The following is a 19225-nucleotide window of genomic DNA, read 5'->3' as shown; positions in this document are numbered from 1 at the left end:
TCCCTGCCCGGGAGGTGGCCTTTTACATGGGCCCATTTTTTCATGAACCCACTTTTCATGGACTCATGAGGTCAGTCGGTCAGGCAGTCCGGATCGAACACGTATTCCCCGGCCAGCCAGCGCAGGATCTCGTTCACGCAGGCCTGATCCTGGAACGGCAGGTAGCGGCTCTTGAGATGGATGACCTGCTCGGGGGTGAGCTGGGCCAGACCGATGTCCTGGAAGAGCGGCAGGTCGGCCTGGATCATGGCGGAGATCTGCGGCCCGCAGGTGGCGTTGAGGGAGGCGTGCAGCGCCTTGTCAGGATCGTACTGCTTGCCGAGCTTGTAGCTCATGGGCAGGGTGGCGAGCGGCAGGGCCGAGAGGGCCGCCTGCTTCATGGGATTGACCGCATGGCCGCTCACGAGATCCGCCAGCTCTGCCGGACGGTTTTCGAAGGCGCGCAGGTGCAGGAAGCTGCTCGCCTTGCTGCCGTCATTGACCGGATAGTTGTCCCACAGGAAGGGCTTGCGATGGAGCCAGTCGGCGGCCTGTTTGAGGTGGGCAGCCGGATACTCGGTGGAGCAGACTTTGGGGCCGGTCCAGAAGACATCGATGCGCTTGTCGAGCCCCTGACCCAGATCCTGCAGATAGTGGGGGGGCATGGCACCGAACACCTTCTCCAGCACCGGATCCGTGCTGTAGTAGCTGGGGCAGAACAGCAGGCGGCCTGCGCCGGTGTGGGCCGCGATGTCGTGGGCGATGGTGAGCTGCCAGTGGGCGAGATCCGGGGTGTCCCCCTTCATGTCGTCAAACAGGATCGCCAGGATATCGGGCTTGAGCGCCTCCTCGATGAGCCTCACCTTCTCCAGCAGGGCGGGTCGCTGGCGGGCATAGTCGTGATGGGCTCCCATGGGGCTCAGGCCCACCCCGAAGGCCAGACCGTTCTCCCGGCACTGGCGGGCGAGCTGGCACAGGGCTTCAAGCTGGTCGGCGGGCCAGGGGGTGGCCCAGTGCTTGCGCAGGTAGCCGTCTTCCTTGGGGGCGTAGAGGTAGAAGCCATAGCCGTGGCGGGGCAGCCACTGGGCGTAGCGGGCACGGGCTTCCCAGCTCCAGCCCTTGCCAAAGAAACCCTCGATGAGGCCCAGCTTGGGCGAGGGAGGATACAGACCGGACAACAGGGTTTGATAAGGCATGGTTCACTCCCTTCTCACACAAATGCGGGCTACGATGGCCGGCGCCTAGACGGGGTCTTCTTCCAGGAAGCGTACCCCTATCTTGCGGGGTTCACCCTCTTCCATTTCCGCCACCGTCCAGAGCAGTCCCTGCCAGGCGACATGGTCACCGACCACCAGATTATCGCCCAACTGATGGGCAATAAAATCGCCGAGGCTCTGATCCGCCACCTCGCTCACATCCAGCCCGTAGAGCGGGGCGAGATCCACCAGCCTGGCGTTGGCCTCCAGCAGGAAGTCACCGAAGAAGCGCGGGCCCAGATCCTGCTCCGGCGCCTGGCTGAAGAGCTGACCGAGGGCGGGCAGGTCGTGCTCGTGGCCGATGACGCAGAGGATGTCATCGGATTGCAGGCAGGTACTGCCCGAGGGGTGGAGCAGCTCCTGGCCGCGGAACAGGGCGCAGATGCGGGTGCCCTGAGGCATGCGCAGCTCCCGCAAGGGGGAGCCGATGCACCACTTCTCGGCGCTCAGGCGATAGACGAAGGTCTCCCACTGGCTGTCGAGATCGATTTCCAGCCCAGAGCGGTTAATGGGAGAGGGCGGTGCGGGCACCTCCACTCGCGCCAGCTTTGATGCCAGCGGCAGCGAGCTGCCCTGCAGGATGAGCGAGACCAGCACCACGAAGAAGGCGACATTGAAGTAGAGCTGGGCATTGGGCAGCCCCGCCATCATGGGGAAGACCGCCAGGATGATGGGCACGGCGCCGCGCAGCCCCACCCAGGAGATGAACCAGCGCTCGCGCGGCGCGAAGTTCTTGAACGGCAGCAGTCCAATCCAGACCGACACCGGACGGGCAAACAGGATCATCCACATGGCCAGGGCCAGTGCCGGCAGGGCGATGGGCAGCAGCTTGTGGGGAGAGGCGAGCAGCCCCAGCACCAGGAACATGCCGATCTGGCTGAGCCAGGTCAGGCCGTCCAGCACGGAGAGGGTGGTGCTGCGGCTGCGCAGGGAGAGGTTGCCGAGCAGCAGGCCGGTGAGGTAGATGGCGAGGATGCCGCTGCCCCCCACCGCCGTGGTGAGGGCGAAGATGAGCAGGCCGCCGCTCACCGTGAGCAGGGGATAGAGACCGGGGGCGAGCTTGGCACTGTTGATGAGCTTCCACAGCAGCCAGCCCCCCGCAAGGCCGATGCCAGCGCCCAGACCAAACTGCTTGACGAGTTGCAGCAGCAGGAAGCCGGCATCCAGCCCCTGCTGGGCGGTGGCCAGCACCTCGATCAGGGTGACGGTGAGAAAGACCGCCATGGGATCGTTGCTGCCCGATTCTATCTCCAGGGTGGCGCTGACCCGCTCGTTGAGGCTGCGCCCGCCGAGCAGGGAGAAGACCGCCGCCGCATCGGTGGAGCCGACGATGGCACCGATGAGCATCCCCTGCATCAGGTTGAGGTCGAACAGCCAGGCGGCGGCGAGGCCCGTGAGGCCGGTGGTGATGGCCACCCCGACCGTGGCCAGCGAGAGCGCGGGCCAGAGCGCGACCCGAAAGGAGGAGACCCGGGTGCGCATGCCGCCGTCCAGCAGAATGATGGCCAGTGCCAGGTTGCCCACCAGGTAGGCGACCGAGTAGTCGGCGAAGTGGATGCCGCCGGGACCATCCTCACCCGCCAGCATGCCGACGGCGAGGAAGATGACCAGGATGGGGATGCCGACTCTGGAGGAGAGTGCGCTCAACAGGACACTGGCACCCACCAACAGGGCACCGATGAAGAAGAAACTGTTGACGGTGGTGGCATCCAATGGCGAACTCCTTATGGCGGGCTGCAAAACAGGCACATTATATGCAGATTGACCCCCTTTGTGTGGCTTAATTGTGCATTGTTTTGCAGTTTTTTACGTTTGTTGCGCAGTTTTCAAGCAGGGCGAGGGCGGAGTGCCCGCGCGGGAAAGCGAAGGGAAAGGGGGCAATGGATGGGGCTTTCAGTGCAGGCAGAGGGGGGCGGCAGAGGGCGAAAAAATGCCGTGGACGGGAAGGGGGCAGGAGCGCCGACGGGCTCCTGCGAGGGGGTCAGTCGTCCTCGTCGTCCTTGACCTCCCGGATCTTGTCCTTGTACTTGGGCAGCTGTTTCTCGAGCTGCTTCATGTCCTTGATGGCGTTGAGAAACAGGCCGAGCAGAAACAGCAGCGGCAAGCCTATCCATAACCACAAGCTCATCAGAATCTCCTTTCGTGGTGTGCCGGGGTGACATAGCGGGCCAGGATCTCGTCGAGATGAGCCAGGATGCACTCCTTGCCTTCAATATCCGCTCGTTCCAGACAAAGCGCCAGCGCCGCCGGATCTAGGGCCAGCCCGTCGGATTCGGGCGCGAAGCTCAGGTGCCAGGGCTCGTAGGCCACCCCCTGATCCGGTTGCTCCCCTTTTGCATAGGGCAGGAAGAAGCCGAAGTCGTTCATGTGATCGTCCAGCCATTCGCGCAAATCGGCAAACCAGCCGCCCGCCTCGTACTCCCAGGGTTCCAGCGCGAGCCGGGTGCCGGCGGGCAGGCAGTCCGGATCGTAGATGTCGAGATCCGTGCCCCAGTGATGGCGGCTGGTGCCGGGCAGGGCGCTCCAGTGCAGGATGGCGTGCAGTCGCTCGGTCTCGCCCAGTTGCAGGGCATCGAGGGGCTGGTTGTGCGCATCCAGCAGAGGGCGCTCCCCGCGCCATTTGCCGTTCCAGATGGCGAGCTGGCGCTCGAAGCCGCGCCAGCTGGAGGCCGCCTGCAGGTTGAAACCGGCATGGGCGGCAGCCACCTGCATGTCGTTGAAGGCCGCCGCGGTGGCGGCGGTCAGACGATGGGGGCCGCGCCCCACCAGGATGAGGTGGCTCTCATCCAGCCCAAGCAGTTGATCCTGATTCATGGTCTGGTCTCTCTTGTCCGGAGCACCGCTCATGCCAGCAGTCGTGCCAGCACCCCTTGGTACATGTCCGCCAGCAGATCCAGATCGTCCGCCTTCACGCACTCGTTCACCTTGTGGATGGTGGCGTTGACCGGGCCGAGCTCGATGACTTCCGCCCCGGTGGGAGCGATGAAGCGCCCATCGGACGTGCCCCCCGTGGTGAGCAGGGCCGGCTGCTGGCCGTTCACTGCCGCCACGGCGGCGACAGTGGCGTCCAGCAGGGCGCCGGTGTCCGTCAGGAAGGGCTGGCCGGAGAGGGTCCACTTCAGCTCGAAGTCCAGGCCGTGACGGGTCAGCAGCGCCTCGACCCGCTCGCGGATAGCCGCATCGGTGAGCTCGGTGCTGAAGCGGAAGTTGAACTGGACCTGCAACTCCCCCGGAATGACGTTGGAGGCGCCGGTGCCGCCCTGGATGTTGGCGATCTGGAAGCTGGTGGGGGGGAAGTAGGCGTTGCCCTTGTCCCACTCGATGGCGGCGAGCTCCGCCAGCGCCGGTGCCGCCTTGTGGATAGGGTTGTCCGCCAGATGGGGGTAGGCGACGTGGCCCTGCACCCCGCGCACCAGCAGATCGCCGGTGATGGAGCCGCGACGGCCGTTCTTCACCACGTCCCCGACCTGGGCGGTGGAGGAGGGTTCGCCGACGATGCACCAGCGGATCTTCTCGTTGCGTGCCTCCAGGGTGTCGATGACGCGTACCGTGCCGTTGATGAAGGGCCCCTCTTCATCCGAGGTGATGAGAAACGCGATGGAGCCCTTGTGGTCCGGGTGCTCGGCCACAAAGCGCTCGGTCGCCACCACCATGGCGGCCAGGGACCCCTTCATGTCGGCGGCGCCCCGGCCATGGAGCATGCCGTCCTTGATGGTCGGCTCGAATGGCGGGGTGTCCCACTTCTCCAGGGGGCCGGCGGGTACCACGTCGGTGTGGCCGGCGAAGCAGAAGAGGGGACCCTCGCTGCCACGGCGTGCCCAGAGGTTGGTGGTGTCCTCAAAGACCATGGGTTCGATGACGAACCCCAGGCGCGCGAGGCGCTCCGCCATCAGGGTCTGGCACCCTTCATCCAGGGGGGTCACGGAGGGGCGGCTGATCAGATCCTTGGCCAGTGTGATGACGTCCGACATCGGTGTTCCTTAACAGAAAAAGTTAACGGGAGAAGAGGGATTGATAGAGGTCTGCCTTGAAGCCCAGGGTCAGGGTACCGTCCTGGTCCAGCAGCGGGCGCTTGATCATGGCCGGGTGGGCCAGCAGCAGGTCACGGGCCTTGGCGGTGTCGAGCCCCTGTTTTTCTGCTTCCGGCAGGGCGCGGAAGGTGGTGCCACGGGTGTTGAGCAGGGCTTCCCAGCCCAGCTTGGCGAGCCAGAGATCGAGCTGTTCCGGGCTCAGACCGTCGGCGCGGTGATCATGAAAGCGGTAATCGATACCCGCCTCCTCCAGCCACTTGCGGGCCTTCTTGATGGTGTCGCAGTTCTTGATGCCATAGAGGGTGGTGGCCATGGGGGATCCTTTGTCTGCGGGCCGGCGGCCCTGAAATCGTGCAAGGGCCCGATTCTGGCATTGTGGCCCCCCCATGGCAACGCTCATGGCCGGATGGGCTGGTTTTACCAGTCAGGCCGAGTGGAGAAGGGAGGGGGCCGCGCGCCAGCACACGCTGGTCTGGGACGGGATGCGCTGCGGCATCAAAGGGGGAGACCGAGGGAGGAGGCCCTTATGCTGCACACCTGGCCGGATAGGACGACAGGGGGCAGGGAGCCTCACAGGGAAGCACACCTGGCCGGATGGGGCCGCTGGGGCCGGGGAAGAAACGGCGGGGGCCAAAAACCAGAACGCGCCTGCTGGTCTGGGCGCGTTCCGGATTCAGGGGGCGGCACTCAGTGCAGGGTGGTCCACTCGTGATCGAAGACCCGTGCCCGCTCCCAGGGGGCATCCGGCAGGCTGGAGGAGAGGCCGGCGTATTTGCCCACGTCATCCATCACGATGGCGGAGAGAATGGGCAGGTGATTTTCGGTGCAATACATGCGGATGCGTTGCAGCAGGGTGCGCAGTTCATCCTGGCACTGCTCCAGTCCGGCCTGCCTGGCCAGTTTGGAGTAACGAATGGTGGTGCGTTCCTTTGCAGACTCGACGAGGATGTCCCACAGCTTGCAGTCGCAGGTCGGGGTGCCTGCGGTGGCTTGGTTTGTCATAACTCTCTCCGGTGCGAAATGGTCGCTCTGTGTCGACGGGCATCTTGGCCAGTTCACCCCGGCGGGATGTTGATCCAACGCAAACAAAGTGGCGGTTGTCGGTCAGGGATACCCTGGAGAGCATTCTAGATCCAGTTTCGTGATGTTAAATGTTGTTTTTAGTTTTATTTTTGGAATAAAAATCTACAACCGTTTGCTTTTCCCATCTTTATTGATGGTGATCAAGAGGAAAGGGGAGATCCCCCACTAGATTGCGCTTCTCGATAATCTTGTCAGGAGTGCACCTTGGAACTCGTCTTCGTCTTGCTCGTGCTGATCGCCGTGGTCTACGGCATCATCAAGGATTACAACCCGCAGGCGGTGTTGGCGCTGGCGGGCATGGCCCTCTTTGCGGTGGCCTACTGGCTGGGATTGCACCCCATTCTGCCCGCTGACAAGAGCACCGGCTTCGCCCTGTTCGACCTGTTCGAGGTGTTCAAGGGGATCTTCTCCTACCGGGCGGCGGGCCTTGGCCTCACCATCATGGCGGTGGCGGGCTTTGCCACCTACATGTCCCATATCGGCGCCTCCCAGGCCCTGGTGCGGGTGGCGGTCAAACCGGTGGCGGGCATCCAGTCCAGCTACCTGATGCTGGCCATCTGCTACCTGGTGGCGGTCTTCGTCTCCCTGTTCGTCACCTCCGCCACCGGCCTTGGCCTGCTGTTGATGGTCACCATGTACCCTGTGATGCGCAACCTCGGCATCAGCCCGGCTTCCGCCTGCGGCGTCATCGCCACCTCCCAGGCGTTCGAAATCGGCCCGACCCAGACCAACGCCATCTTCTCCGCCGGTCAATCCGGCATGGATCCCACCAGCTACTTCGTCGACTACCAGATCTGGCTGGTGGTCCCCATGCTGCTGGTGACCATGGTGCTGCACTTCTTCTGGCAGCGGCACTGTGACCGTCAGGAGGGCTGGGATCCGGCCCTGCATCGCGGCGAGCACGCGGAGCTTGACGAAAAAGGGGCGGACGAGGTGGCGGCGCCGACCTGGTACGGCCTGCTGCCCATCATCCCCTTCGTGCTGATGATGACCTTCTCCAAGCTGCTGGTGACCAGCATCAGCGTCAGCGTGGAGGTGGCCATGCTGCTGTCGGTCTTTATCGGCATGCTGTGCGAGCTGCAGCGCACCCGCTCGGTGCGCACCGCCTTCGCGGGGCTGTCGAGCTTCCTCGACGGCATGGGCAAGGTGTTCGGCCCCGTGGTGGCGCTCATCGTCTGTGCCGAGCTCTTCGCCGAATCCCTCAAGGCCATCGGCGCCATCGACACCCTGCTCCATTCGGCCAGCAATGCCGGCATCGGCAGCGGCCTGATGACCCTGGTGATGGTGGGGATCATCATGGTGGCGGCGGTCATCATGGGCTCGGGCAACGCGGCCTTCCTCAGTTTCTCCTCCCTGGCCCCCGCGGTGGCGGCCAAGTTTGGCGTGCCGGCGGTGACCATGCTGCTGCCGATGCAGCTTGCCTCCAGCATTGGCCGCACCGTCTCCCCCATCGCGGCGGTGCTCATCGCCTGTGCGGGCATCGCCAAGGTCTCTCCCTTCGTGGTGGTCAAGCGCACCAGCGTGCCCATGGCGGGGGCCCTGGTGACGGCGCTGCTCCTCAACTATCTGCTGTTCATGTAAAGGCTCTGGTGTAGAGGCGGCGGCCAGTTGATCCACGCTGGCCGACCGCCGTTGACGAGGCGGCGCCGAGTGCCCGCCCACTCTTATCGTTGCAAAAACAGTCTGTCTTTTACACAGATTGTTCCATGGAGAAGACAATGAACGATCTCACGCGCCCGTTCTCCCTCGATACCTATCTGGCGGATCTGGCCCCGCTCATCAATCTCGATTGCGGTACCCGCACCCCGGCCGGGGTGGCCCGGGTCGCCGACATCATGACCGAAAGATATGAGGCCATCGGCTGGCAGGTGACCCGCCACCAGTTCGCCGCCGAGTGCGGCCCTTGCCTGGAGGCAACCAATGCCCCGGGGGCGGATCACTACGACGTCATGCTGGTGGGCCACATGGACACCGTCTTCCCCGAGGGGACGGCGGCCAAGCGCCCGCTGAAAATCGAAGGCAATCAGGCCTTTGGCCCCGGCGTCTCGGACATGAAGAGCGGCCTGCTCTCTACCTGGTATGCCTTGAAAGAGCTGGACCCGGCCGTGCTGGCCAGGCTCAAGGTGCTGGTCTGCTGCAACTGCGACGAGGAGATTGGCTCTCCCTGGTCCAAAGAGTGGCTGGTGGAGCGGGCCAGACAGAGCGGCTGCGTGCTGGTGGCCGAAGCGGCGCGCCCGAGCGGGGATCTCATCAGCGCCCGCAAGGGCAATGCCAAGTACCGCATCACCTTCCACGGCAAAGCCTCCCATGCAGGCTCGGCCCTGGCACAAGGGATCTCCGCCATCACGGAGCTGGCCCACTGGGTGCTCGCCATCAACCAGCAGGTCAACATGGAAACCGGCACCACCATGAACGTGGGGGTGGTGCAGGGGGGGACCGGCGTCAACGTGGTGCCCGACTTTGCCGAGGCGATCGTGGATCTGCGCTTCTGGTGCAACGAAGAGGCACAGGCGGTGCACGACCGGCTCACCTTCATGGCCAACAACCCCTTCCTCGCCGGTTGCCGGGTCGAGGTGGCGCGCCAGAGCTTCAAGCCCGCGATGCGCCCGAGCGGCGACACCGAGGCCCTGATGGCACTGGTGGAGGCGGCAGGCAGGGAGGAGGGCGTCCCCTTCACCTGGCTGGAGGCCGGTGGCGGCTCCGATGCCAACTTCACCGCGGCTGCAGGCGTGCCGTCCCTCGATGGCTTCGGCCCCATGGGGGGCGGCTTCCACTCGGAGGGGGAGTTCCTGCTGCTGGAGAGCATCGAGCCGCGCATCCGCCTGCTTAAGCGGGTGCTGGGCAAGCTGGCCAACTAGGTCAACGTTAAGGACAAGCAAAACGGGAGGCCAGCGCCTCCCGTTTTTTATGTGTCGCCCTCGTGAGAGGTCATTCCTCGTCCTCTTGCAGATAGGCGAGGTGCTCCTGGCGCGCCACCTGCCAGTGGCCGAGTGTCAGCGGCGCCGCAAACCCGGGGCCGTCGGTCACCATGGTGTGGTACTCCCCCTGCTCGCCGCAGGCATCGAAGCCCCGGCTTGCCGCCAGCTGCTGCAATTCGGCCAGGGTGGCCGCATCGAGCCTGCGCCCCACCCACTCGGGGGCCAGCACCCGGGTATCGACGCAGGAGAGGTGGGCGACGATGCCGCGGGTCAGCATGTCCGCCAGCAGCGCCTCGCGGGGTTGCTGCCAGAGCGGGGTGTGGACGGTGAGCCCCAGGGGGCGACAGCGCTCGCGGATCCAGTTCGGCGCACCCCCCACGCTGTCGATGTCGCCGGTGACGACCCCATCGAGTTGCCACTCCTCTTTCAATGCCGCCAGGGCCCGCACATAACCGAGATCGAAGGGCGCCTCAATGGTGACCAGCCGATGGGGCAGCGCGAGGGCCGCAGCCTGACGGCGAACCTGTGACAGGGGATGGGCGAGAAAGCGGGGCGCTGGCGGGGCAAAGGTGATCAGGGCCGCCACCTGATGGCCCGCTTCCCGGGCGTGGCAGAGGGCCTGCATGGCATCTTTGCCGCCGCTCCAGAGCAGGATGACGCGAGACATGGGGGATTTCCGCTGAATAAAAGAGGGCTCATGCTACCCAGAGTGGGGGGCGATGGCAAAGCGCGGGCCGGTGATGCGGGGATAAATAAAGCGGCTCCCACGGGGGAGCCGCTCGCACTGGATGCCTGTTACAGCAGGATGCTGGTCAGGATGAAGCCCAGGGTACAGGAGGTCACCACCCCGATGAGGCCCGGAATGATGAAGCTGTGGTTGATGATGAACTTGCCGATGCGGGTGGTGCCGGAGCGGTCGAAGCCGATGCAGGCGAGATCGCTCGGGTAGGTCGGCAGCACGAAGTAGCCGTAGCTCGCCGGCAGGAAGGCGATGAGCAGTTTGGGTTCGACCCCCAGCGCCAGCCCCATGGGGGCGATGGCGGTGAGTGCCGCGGCCTGGCTGTTCACCAGCTTGGAGATGAGGAAGAGCACCAGGGCGTAGGTCCAGGGCTGGGCCTGTACCACGTGGGCCAGGGTCTCCTTGAGCAGCGGCATGTGGGCCTGGAAGAAGGTTTCACTCATCCAGGCGACCCCGAACACGGAGAAGATGGCGACCATGCCCGCCTTGAAGACGGCGCCGTTGGCGATCTCCCCCGGCTTGACCTTGCAGCGCATCAGGATGATGGCGCCGGCGATCAGCATCATCATCTGGATCACCAGGTTCATGGAGAGAGGGCCCGTCTTCTCCTTGATGGTGAAGACGGGGCGCAGCGCCTCATCGGCCCCCAGCAGCACCACGGCAGCGATGGCGGCGAAGAAGATCCAGGTGGACCAGTAGGCCTCTTTCGGGAACTTGGTGTTGAGCAGGGTTTCACCACCGCCGTAGATGAAGTCCCGCTGGGCAGGGTCCTTGATCTTGGCCTGGAACTCCTCGTCCTTGTCCAGATCCTTGCCGCGGCGCAGGCTCCACAGGGCCGCCATCATGACACCCATGAGAGAGGAGGGGATGGCGACCATCAGGATGTCGAGCAGACCGTAAGCCTGACCCACGCCGTGAGCCGCCGCCAGGATGGAGACCATGGAGACCACGGCCACCGAGACCGGCGAGGCGCAGATGGCCATCTGGGAGGCAACGGACGCCACTGCCATGGGGCGCTCCGGACGGATGTTCTTTTGCAGCGCGATGTCGGCGATGATGGGGAACATGGTGTAGACCACGTGGCCGGTGCCGCACAGGAAGGTGAGGGTCCAGGTCGTGAGCGGCGCCAGCAGGGTGATGTACTGGGGGTGGCGGCGCAGCAGACGCTCGGCCACCTGCATCATCAGGTTGAGACCGCCGGCGGTCTGCAGGGTGGCGGCGCAGCCAATGACCGCCAGTATGGTCAGCATCACCTGCACCGGCGGCTCGCCCGGCACCAGGCCGAAGACGAAGGTCAGCAGGAACAGACCGATGCCGCTGATAAGACCCAGCCCCATGCCCCCGAAGCGGGTACCCAGCAGCAAGCAACCGAGTACCACCAAAAATTCCATCAAGATCATTCCATTACCTCGTGTGTTTTATCCATGTCCCCATCGGCCAGCTGCCCGGGATCCGCTGTCATCAATTACCCCTGAAGGGTTAATGGATATTTTGTCACCCCTAAAGGGGTAAAAAATTGCGTTGCTTCAACAACCGGCTTTTTTCCGATTTAAGTGCATAAAAACTACGGTTCAGCCCTTGAACAGGGGGCCGCTTCCTGGCCCACACCAGATAAATGACGGGAAAGATGGGGGAGAGCACAGGGTTGGGCATGCAAAAGGCGGGAATAACGGGGGCGGGAAGAGCGAGGCGGGCATAAAAAAAGCCGACCCCGGGGGTCGGCTTTTGCACGGTGCGAGTGGGCGGGTCGCCTTAGAACTCGGCGGTGCGGGGAGTACGGGGGAAGGGGATCACGTCGCGCACGTTGCCCATGCCGGTCACGTAGACCACCAGGCGCTCGAAGCCCAGACCGAAGCCGGAGTGGGGCACGGTGCCGTAGCGACGCAGATCGCGGTACCACCAGTAGTCTTCCTTGTTCAGACCCATCTCGGCCAGACGGGCATCCAGCACCTCGAGACGCTCTTCACGCTGGGAGCCGCCGATGATCTCGCCGATCCCCGGGGCCAGTACGTCCATGGCGGCAACGGTCTTGCCGTCGTCGTTGAGGCGCATGTAGAAGGCCTTGATGTCCTTCGGGTAGTTCTTCACCACCACCGGGGACTTGAAGTGCTCCTCGGCCAGGTAGCGCTCGTGCTCGGAGGAGAGATCGATGCCCCAGGAGACCGGGAACTCGAAGCTCTTGCCGCAGTTTTGCAGCACGTCGATGGCGTCGGTGTAGTCAATCTGGGCGAAGTCGGAGGCGACGAAGCGCTCCAGACGGCCGATGGCGTCCTTGTCCACGTGCTGGGCGAAGAACTCCAGATCGTCGCGGCGCTCGGTCAGCACGGCGTTGAAGACGTACTTCAGCATGGCTTCGGCCAGGGCGGCGTTGTCTTCCAGATCGGCGAAGGCCACTTCCGGCTCCACCATCCAGAACTCGGCCAGGTGGCGGCTGGTGTTGGAGTTTTCGGCGCGGAAGGTCGGGCCGAAGGTGTAGACCTTGGACAGGGCGCAGGCGTAGGTTTCGACGTTCAGCTGGCCGGACACGGTCAGGAAGGTCTCCTTGCCGAAGAAGTCCTTGTCGTAGTCCACCTTGCCTTCGGGGGTGCGCGGCAGGTTTTCCATGTCCAGGGTGGATACGCGGAACATCTCGCCGGCCCCTTCAGTGTCGGAGGCGGTGATGAGGGGCGCCGCGATCCAGAGGTAGCCCTGTTCGTGGAAGAAGCGGTGAATGGCCTGGGAGAGGCAGTTGCGCACCCGGGTCACGGCACCGACGATGTTGGTGCGGGCACGCAGGTGGCCCTGCTCGCGCAGGTACTCGATGCTGTGGCGCTTGGCAGACATGGGGTAGGTGTCCGGATCTTCGACCCAGCCCACCACCTTGACCTCGGTGGCCTGCAGTTCGAACGCCTGGCCACTGCCCTGGGACTCGACCACGGTGCCGGTCACTTCGACGGAGCAAGCTGTGGTCAGACGTTGCACTTCATTCTCGTAATTGGCCAGGGTATTGGGGGCGACGGCCTGCACCGGATGGAAGCAGGAGCCATCGGAAACGGCCAAAAATGAGATCCCCGCCTTGGAATCGCGGCGGGTCCGGATCCACCCTTTCACAGTCAGGGTGGTGCCGACCGAATACTTACCGGCCAGCACATCAACTACGGATGCGTGCGTCATCGAAATATTGTCTCCAGCTTGTTCTTGCAGCGCTATTTGCAACACTAGGGGTCTGGCCCGGGCGCAGTTGGCCCACCATGGCAGACTAAGCCGTTCATCTTACCCGCGCAGGTTTGATAAACAAGCAAAAATGTCGGACCCTTGCGGGGATTTCCCCATGCATCGTGCATGGATCATGGCGGTTGGACGGGGGTGAGGGTGAAGGAGCGCAGGCGGGGGCCGGATGGCTGGATACGGGTGTTGCAGGGGCTGGTGATCCTCTGCTGGGGCGGCTTTGTCGCCCTGCTCTCCCTCTATCACTTCGCCCGGCCAGAGGTGGCTTACGGCTTTCTGGTCTATGGGGGCGTCAAGGTGCGCCAGAGCTGGGACCCCCTGCTTACCCCCTGGCTGGAGCGCGGGCTCTGGGGTTGCTGCCTGCTGACCCTGGTGGTGCTGGTGCTGGCCCGTGGCCGCAGCCGCCGGCAGGAAGATGCCCGCCACGTCAATCTCTTCATCCTGCTGCTGATCCTGGTGGCCTGCCTGCTGCTTTACTACCGGGGCTGAGGGCCGTCGCCGTCATCCATCCCCTGAGAGGCGGGGCGCTTGCCTATCTGGCGCTCCACGCTGTCGAGCATCTGGTTGTAGGCGAGCGCCACCCGGCCAATCTCGTCCCCTTCATCCCCCTCCAGCCTGTGGCCGAAGTCGTTGCGATCGGTGGCCTCCTCCATGGAGCGGGTCAGCTGGTTGAGAGGGCGGACTATCCAGGTGCGGATGACCCAGAGGGTGAGCAGGAGTCCCAGCCCGAAGATGAGGGTGAGGCTCAGGGCCGAGGTGAGGATGTTCTGCTCCACCCGGGTAAACAGGGTGTCGAGGGAGTAGTCAAAACGCACCGCTCCCAGTACGGTGTTTTCCGGCACCTGGTGGCAGCTGGTGCAGTCGGTACCGCGAAAATCCTTTCTGGCCAGCAGCGGGCGGGTCACCACCAGCCGGCTGTGCATGCCCTCATGCTCTACCTCCAGGCTCCCCTTGCCCGCCAGCGCCAGGGCATCGTACCTGTCCTTCGGGGCCTCGACGTCACGGCCCGGCCCGTACTGCTTGTTGACCGCCGCCCCGCGCACGATGCGGGCATCTTCCACGTGGGCGTGATGGAGAAACTTGGCGCGCAGGGTATCGCGGGCGTCCATCTTGCCGGTCAGCATCAGCATGTTGAGGCCGTCGAAGTAGGCCTCGGTCTGCTCGCGGCTCTGCTCCTTGATGAGGGTCAGGATGAGGTCACGCTCGCGCACCGCCTGATAGGCCGCAGAAAACACCAACACCATGGAGAAGATGAAGAGCAGGAAGAAGTTGATCTTGGCAGCAATGGAGAGGCGCATGGGACTGGTACATCTGTTGGGTAAAACCCGCGCAGTCTACTCTCCTCGCCGGACGGGTTTTGGTGTCTTGCTCACATTCTGATGAAAAAGCGCCGAAAGGCCCTGCGTTCTCATGCAGGGCCCGTTCATCCGGACTCAATATTCGCCGATGGTGATGGCCTCGTGGATGGCGCCGGTCAATACCCGCAGCTCCTCGGGGGTGATGACGAAGGGAGGCATCAGGTAGATGAGCTTGCCAAAGGGACGGATCCAGGCGCCCAGCTCCACGAACTTGCGCTGGATGCGCGCCACGTCCACCCGCTCCTTCATCTCCACCACCCCGATGGCGCCGAGCACACGTACATCCGCCACCGCCGGGTGCAGGGTCAGTTCCACCAGTTCGGTTTTGAGTTGGTGTTCGATGGCTTGCACCCGCGCCTGCCAAGGTGAGGCGAGCAGCAGATCGATGGAGGCGTTGGCCACCGCGCAGGCGAGCGGGTTGCCCATGAAGGTGGGGCCGTGCATGAAGACGCCTGCTTTGCCGTCACACACGGTGCGAGCCACATGCTCGGTTGTGAGCGTGGCCGACAGTGTCAGGTAGCCGCCGGTGAGCGCCTTGCCCAGACACATGATGTCGGGGCTGATGCCGGCCCAGTCACAGGCAAACAGCTGGCCGGTGCGGCCAAAGCCGGTGGCGATTTCATCTGCTATGAGCAGCATGCCGAACTCGTCGCACAGGGCGCGCACCCACTGCAGGTAGCGGGGGTGGTAGAAGCGCATGCCGCCCGCCCCCTGGACGATGGGTTCTAGCACGATGGCGGCAATTTCCTCGTGATGATCCGCCACCAGGGTGGCCAGCTCCACCACGCTCTGCTCGTCCCACTGGGCGTGGAAGCGGCAGCTGGGCGCTTCGACGAAATGGTGTTCGGGCAGGAAGCCCTGGTAGAGCTCGTGCATGCCGCCATCCGGGTCGCACACGCTCATGGCGCCGAAGGTGTCGCCGTGATAGCCGCCCCGAAGGGCAACGAATTTGGCGCGGGGCGTCCCTTTGGCATGCCAGTACTGCTGGGCCATCTTGAGGGCCACCTCCACCGCCACCGAGCCGGAATCCGCCAGAAAGACCCGATCCAGCCCCTTCGGGGTGATCTCCACCAGTTTGCGGCAGAGCTCGACCGCCGGGGCATGGGTCAGGCCGCCAAACATCACGTGGGACATCTTGCCGAGCTGGGCGGTGGCGGCCGCGTCCAGTTCCGGCACCTGATAGCCGTGAACGCAGGCCCACCAGGAGCTCATGCCATCCACCAGCTCGCGCCCGTCCGTCAGGGTGAGGGTCACCCCTTTGGCGCTGGCCACTTCATAGCAGGGCAGGGGATGGGTAAGGGAGGTATAGGGGTGCCAGACGTGGTGCAGGTCGAATTCTTTATTGGTCATTTTGTGTTCTGTTGTCAATTGATTTGATCTGGTCGGTGTTGACAGTCTACGCGTGCTCTCTACACTAGCCAACAATTTCAGCCACTTGGCTTCGCGAACGCCCTGGCGTCGCGCTGTCCAGCTGGCGGGTCTTGCGGCGAACGCTCTCTTGCAGCGCGGCGCAGGATCCCACCAATAACAACCGGAAGCCATGTATGAATGCTCTCACCGCGGGTGCCCACGCCCTTCGTCACGACTGGACCCTGTCCGAGGTTCAGGATCTCTTTGCCCTGCCATTTAACGATCTGCTGTTCCAGGCCCAGACGGTACACCGCGCCCATTTCGACCCGAACGAGGTGCAGGTAAGCACCCTGCTCTCCATCAAGACCGGGGCCTGCCCGGAAGATTGCAAATATTGTCCCCAGAGCGCTCGCTACCACACCGGGCTCGAGACCGAGCGGCTGATGGAGGTGGAAAAAGTGCTGGAGCGGGCCCGGGAGGCCAAGGCCAACGGCTCGTCCCGCTTCTGCATGGGGGCGGCCTGGCGCAACCCGAAAGAGAAGGACATGCCCTATATCCTGCGCATGATTGAAGAGGTGCGCGGGCTCGGCATGGAGACCTGTATGACGCTGGGGATGCTGACCGCCGATCAGGCGGCGCGTCTCGGGGCTGCGGGGCTCGATTACTACAACCACAACCTCGACACCTCGCCGGAGTTCTACGGCGACATCATCACCACCCGCACCTATCAGGACAGGCTCGACACCCTGGAGCATGTGCGCGGCGCCGGCATGAAGGTCTGCTCCGGCGGCATCGTCGGCATGGGGGAGCAGGCGAAAGACCGTGCGGGCCTCCTGATGGCGCTCGCCAATCTGCCGCGCCACCCGGAGAGCGTGCCCATCAACATGCTGGTCAAGGTGAAGGGGACGCCCCTGGAGAACCAGGAGAACCTGGACCCGTTCGAATTTATCCGCACCATCGCCGTGGCGCGCATCATGATGCCGGCCTCCCACGTGCGCCTCTCCGCCGGGCGGGAGAAGATGAACGAGCAGATGCAGGCCATGTGCTTTATGGCCGGGGCCAACTCCATCTTCTACGGCTGCAAGCTGCTGACCACCCCCAATCCGGACGAGAACAGCGACATGCAGCTCTTCAAGCGCCTTGGCATTCGCCCCGCCCAGCGGGCCCAGAAGCCGGATCAGGTTCAAGAGGAGGAGCTGCTGGCCGAGGTGAACCGCCAGAGCGAGCCGAGCGAACTCTTCTACGATGCCACCCGTTCCCGCGCAGATGTCCTCCGTCCATGATGACGCCCGTTGTTACCGGCCCCTTTGCCCTGGGGGAGGCGCTGGCCGAGCGTGAACAGGCCACCCTGCTGCGCCGACGCACCCCGGTGGATGTGGCGAGCGGTGGGCGGATCCGGGTCGGGGGGCGCGATTACCTCAACGTCTCTGGCAACGACTACCTGGGCCTTGCGGGTCACCCCGCCATCAAGGCCGCCTTCACGGCGGGGGTGGCGCAATATGGCGCGGGGGCAGGCGCCTCGCCCCTGGTGACCGGCTACAGCCGCGCTCACCAGCAGCTGGAAGAGACGCTTGCCGACTGGCTCGGCGTGGAGGCGGTGCTGCTGTTCAACTGTGGCTTCTCCGCCAATCAGGCGGTGCTCAAGGCCCTGCTCGGCAAGGATCACCTGCTGTGGCAGGACAGGCTCAACCACGCCTCCTTGCAGGAGATGGGGAGCCAGCTCCCCTGCAAAATGAAGCGCTTCGGCCACAACGACATGGCGGCCCTTGAGCGGCTGCTTGAGCCAAACCGGGGCCTGATCGTCTCGGAAGGGGTCTTCAGCATGGACGGGGATCAGGCCCCCTGGGTTGAGCTGGCAACACTCGCATCCCGAAGCGGCAACTGGCTGATGATTGACGATGCCCACGGCCTCGGCGTGCTGGGTGCCGAGGGGCGCGGCACCCTGGCGGCCCAGGGGGTTGCTCCTGCCAGCGTGCACATCCAGATGGGGACCTTCGGCAAGGCGCTCGGGGTGGCCGGCGCCTTTGTGGGTGGCAGTCGCGAGCTGGTGGAGTACCTGGTCAATTTTGCCCGCCACTATGTCTACAGCACCCATATGCCCCCCGCCCAGGCGTGCGCCGTGCGCCAGAGCATCGAGCTGGTACGCGTAGCCGACGAGGCCCGTGCCCACCTGGCTCGCCTTGTCGCCCGGTTCCGGCAGGGGGCGCAGGCGCTCGGCTGGTGGCTTGGGGCAAGCGATACCCCCATCCAGCCGCTGCTGGTGGGGGAGAGCGTCGCTGCCCTGCAACTGGCCGAGCGGCTGCGGGAGTGCGGTGTCTGGGCCGGCACCATCCGCCCACCCACGGTGCCGGTCGGCACGGCGCGCCTTCGCATCACCCTGTGCGCCGCCCATGGCGAAGATGACGTGGATCGCCTGCTCGAGGCCCTGGGACCCCGCCCATCCACCGACGAGAGAGGGGGCGCCCATGGTGCATGAGCGTTTCCAGTCGGTGGACAAGGCGCAGCTCGCCCGCCGCTTCGGGGCGGCGGCCCGCCACTACGACGCCCACGCCAGCTTCCAGCAGGAGGTGGGGCAGTCGCTGCTGGCGCGCATGGACGAGGGGGGCGTGAAAGAGGTGCGCTCAGGGGCAGGGCTGGATCTGGGTTGCGGTACCGGTTTCTTCCTGCCTGCACTGGCGCCGCGCTGCGAGACGCTGACCGGGCTGGATCTCGCACCCGGTATGCTGGCCCAGGCGGCCCTTCGCGGCAGCGGAGCCCGCCTGGTGTGCGGCGACGCGGAGGGGCTGCCCTTTGCCGACCAGAGCCTGGACTGGGTTTTCTCCAGCCTGGCCCTGCAGTGGTGCGAGCGGCCGGCCCAGGCCTTTGCCGAGCTCAACCGGGTGCTCAAACCCGGTGGCCAGGTCTTCTTCTCGACCCTGCTTTCGGGGTCACTGTGGCAACTGCGGGAGGCCTGGCGGGCCGTGGATGGTCGTGACCATGTCAATCGCTTCCTGACGTTGCCCCAGTTGCAGCAGGCGGCCCGTGACGGGGGCTTCGAGGCACCGGCACTCTGCCCGCTGACCTGGTCCCTCGCCTACCCGGCGCTCAGCGGACTGCTGCGCGACCTCAAAGGGATAGGTGCGAGCCAGGTCAACGACGAGCGGTCTGCGGGCCTGGGTCATCGCCAGCGCCTGGTGCGACTGGGGGAGGCCTACGAGTGCCACCGTCAACCGGACGGCCTGCTGGCCGCCAGCTACGAGGTCTGCCTCGGGCGCCTGGTGCGGCGCTGACACAAAAAGACCCGGCGCACCCACCCCTTCAGCGG

General features: G+C 64.7%; 18 protein-coding genes. 6 read left to right on the top strand and 12 right to left on the bottom strand.

The genetic code is table 11. The annotated features are described in order from the left end of the window. Window positions 1-71 precede the first annotated feature (71 nt). From AB5Y89_RS01260 to AB5Y89_RS01230, 7 genes are all read right to left on the bottom strand, one after another. Window positions 72-1175, bottom strand: coding sequence for a beta-N-acetylglucosaminidase domain-containing protein (locus AB5Y89_RS01260; protein ID WP_103259789.1), 1104 nt, complete (start codon window positions 1173-1175; stop codon window positions 72-74). A gap of 45 nt (window positions 1176-1220) precedes the next feature. Then, on the bottom strand, window positions 1221-2948 hold the full coding sequence (locus tag AB5Y89_RS01255) for a potassium/proton antiporter (protein ID WP_010674047.1): 1728 nt from the start codon (window positions 2946-2948) through the stop codon (window positions 1221-1223). 268 nt (window positions 2949-3216) lie between these two features. Next, complete coding sequence (locus AB5Y89_RS01250; RefSeq protein ID WP_010674048.1) at window positions 3217-3363, bottom strand: hypothetical protein; 147 nt, start codon at window positions 3361-3363, stop codon at window positions 3217-3219. Further along, window positions 3363-4049 carry a M15 family metallopeptidase gene (locus AB5Y89_RS01245; RefSeq protein ID WP_029314223.1) on the bottom strand — a complete coding sequence of 229 codons (687 nt, stop codon included), beginning with the start codon at window positions 4047-4049 and terminating at the stop codon, window positions 3363-3365. The genes AB5Y89_RS01250 and AB5Y89_RS01245 overlap by 1 nt, the downstream gene beginning before the upstream one ends. A 29-nt stretch (window positions 4050-4078) precedes the next feature. Further along, a complete protein-coding gene (gene dapE, locus AB5Y89_RS01240; protein WP_010674050.1) occupies window positions 4079-5206 on the bottom strand; it encodes a succinyl-diaminopimelate desuccinylase in 1128 nt (375 codons plus the stop codon). 22 nt (window positions 5207-5228) lie between these two features. Further along, window positions 5229-5579, bottom strand: coding sequence for an ArsC family reductase (locus AB5Y89_RS01235; protein ID WP_039039874.1), 351 nt, complete (start codon window positions 5577-5579; stop codon window positions 5229-5231). Window positions 5580-5953: 374 nt separating this feature from the next. After that, complete coding sequence (locus AB5Y89_RS01230; protein ID WP_010674057.1) at window positions 5954-6268, bottom strand: hypothetical protein; 315 nt, start codon at window positions 6266-6268, stop codon at window positions 5954-5956. Between the two features lie 285 nt (window positions 6269-6553). Here AB5Y89_RS01230 and dcuC point away from each other — a divergent pair, with 285 nt between their 5' ends. Both dcuC and AB5Y89_RS01220 read left to right on the top strand, forming a co-directional pair. Continuing rightward, on the top strand, window positions 6554-7930 hold the full coding sequence (gene dcuC / locus AB5Y89_RS01225) for a C4-dicarboxylate transporter DcuC (RefSeq protein ID WP_368222700.1): 1377 nt from the start codon (window positions 6554-6556) through the stop codon (window positions 7928-7930). Window positions 7931-8067: 137 nt separating this feature from the next. Then, entirely contained in the window at window positions 8068-9207 is a 1140-nt protein-coding gene (locus AB5Y89_RS01220) for a M20 family metallopeptidase (RefSeq protein WP_368222699.1), read from the top strand. Between the two features lie 70 nt (window positions 9208-9277). Here AB5Y89_RS01220 and AB5Y89_RS01215 read toward each other — a convergent pair whose 3' ends face one another. The 3 genes from AB5Y89_RS01215 to asnS form a co-directional block, all read right to left on the bottom strand. Next, entirely contained in the window at window positions 9278-9934 is a 657-nt protein-coding gene (locus tag AB5Y89_RS01215; protein WP_368222698.1) for a hypothetical protein, read from the bottom strand. Between the two features lie 128 nt (window positions 9935-10062). Continuing rightward, window positions 10063-11406: an anaerobic C4-dicarboxylate transporter gene (locus AB5Y89_RS01210; protein ID WP_041215561.1), complete on the bottom strand. Its 1344-nt coding sequence runs from the start codon at window positions 11404-11406 to the stop codon at window positions 10063-10065. A 352-nt stretch (window positions 11407-11758) separates the two neighbouring features. Then, complete coding sequence (gene asnS / locus AB5Y89_RS01205) at window positions 11759-13159, bottom strand: asparagine--tRNA ligase (RefSeq protein ID WP_039039869.1); 1401 nt, start codon at window positions 13157-13159, stop codon at window positions 11759-11761. Window positions 13160-13357: 198 nt separating this feature from the next. Between asnS and AB5Y89_RS01200 the strand changes: the two genes are divergently transcribed. After that, window positions 13358-13702: a hypothetical protein gene (locus AB5Y89_RS01200; protein ID WP_042016383.1), complete on the top strand. Its 345-nt coding sequence runs from the start codon at window positions 13358-13360 to the stop codon at window positions 13700-13702. On the opposite strand, the gene AB5Y89_RS01195 is transcribed toward AB5Y89_RS01200, so the two are convergent. Further along, window positions 13690-14511, bottom strand: a complete 822-nt coding sequence (locus AB5Y89_RS01195) for a HAMP domain-containing protein (RefSeq protein ID WP_263309216.1) — start codon at window positions 14509-14511, stop codon at window positions 13690-13692. The genes AB5Y89_RS01200 and AB5Y89_RS01195 overlap by 13 nt on opposite strands. Before the next feature lie 135 nt (window positions 14512-14646). Continuing rightward, the gene (gene bioA / locus AB5Y89_RS01190; RefSeq protein WP_368222697.1) at window positions 14647-15921 is read right to left on the bottom strand and encodes an adenosylmethionine--8-amino-7-oxononanoate transaminase; all 1275 of its coding nucleotides are present in this window, start codon (window positions 15919-15921) and stop codon (window positions 14647-14649) included. 194 nt (window positions 15922-16115) lie between these two features. Here bioA and bioB point away from each other — a divergent pair, with 194 nt between their 5' ends. Genes bioB through bioC form a run of 3 tightly spaced genes read left to right on the top strand, consistent with a single transcriptional unit; the run spans window position 16116 to window position 19190 of the window. Further along, window positions 16116-17204: a biotin synthase BioB gene (gene bioB, locus AB5Y89_RS01185; RefSeq protein WP_043155235.1), complete on the top strand. Its 1089-nt coding sequence runs from the start codon at window positions 16116-16118 to the stop codon at window positions 17202-17204. After that, entirely contained in the window at window positions 17201-18397 is a 1197-nt protein-coding gene (gene bioF, locus AB5Y89_RS01180) for an 8-amino-7-oxononanoate synthase (RefSeq protein WP_368222696.1), read from the top strand. The genes bioB and bioF overlap by 4 nt, the downstream gene beginning before the upstream one ends. Continuing rightward, complete coding sequence (gene bioC / locus AB5Y89_RS01175) at window positions 18387-19190, top strand: malonyl-ACP O-methyltransferase BioC (RefSeq protein ID WP_368222695.1); 804 nt, start codon at window positions 18387-18389, stop codon at window positions 19188-19190. Before bioF ends, bioC begins: the two co-directional genes overlap by 11 nt. The last annotated feature ends 35 nt before the right edge of the window (window positions 19191-19225 follow it).

This window comes from Aeromonas sp. s4 (genome assembly GCF_040907855.1).
GTDB lineage: Bacteria > Pseudomonadota > Gammaproteobacteria > Enterobacterales > Aeromonadaceae > Aeromonas > Aeromonas caviae.
The sequence above is the reverse complement of the archived record's forward strand: the minus strand, read 5'-3'. Positions and strand labels throughout refer to the sequence as shown.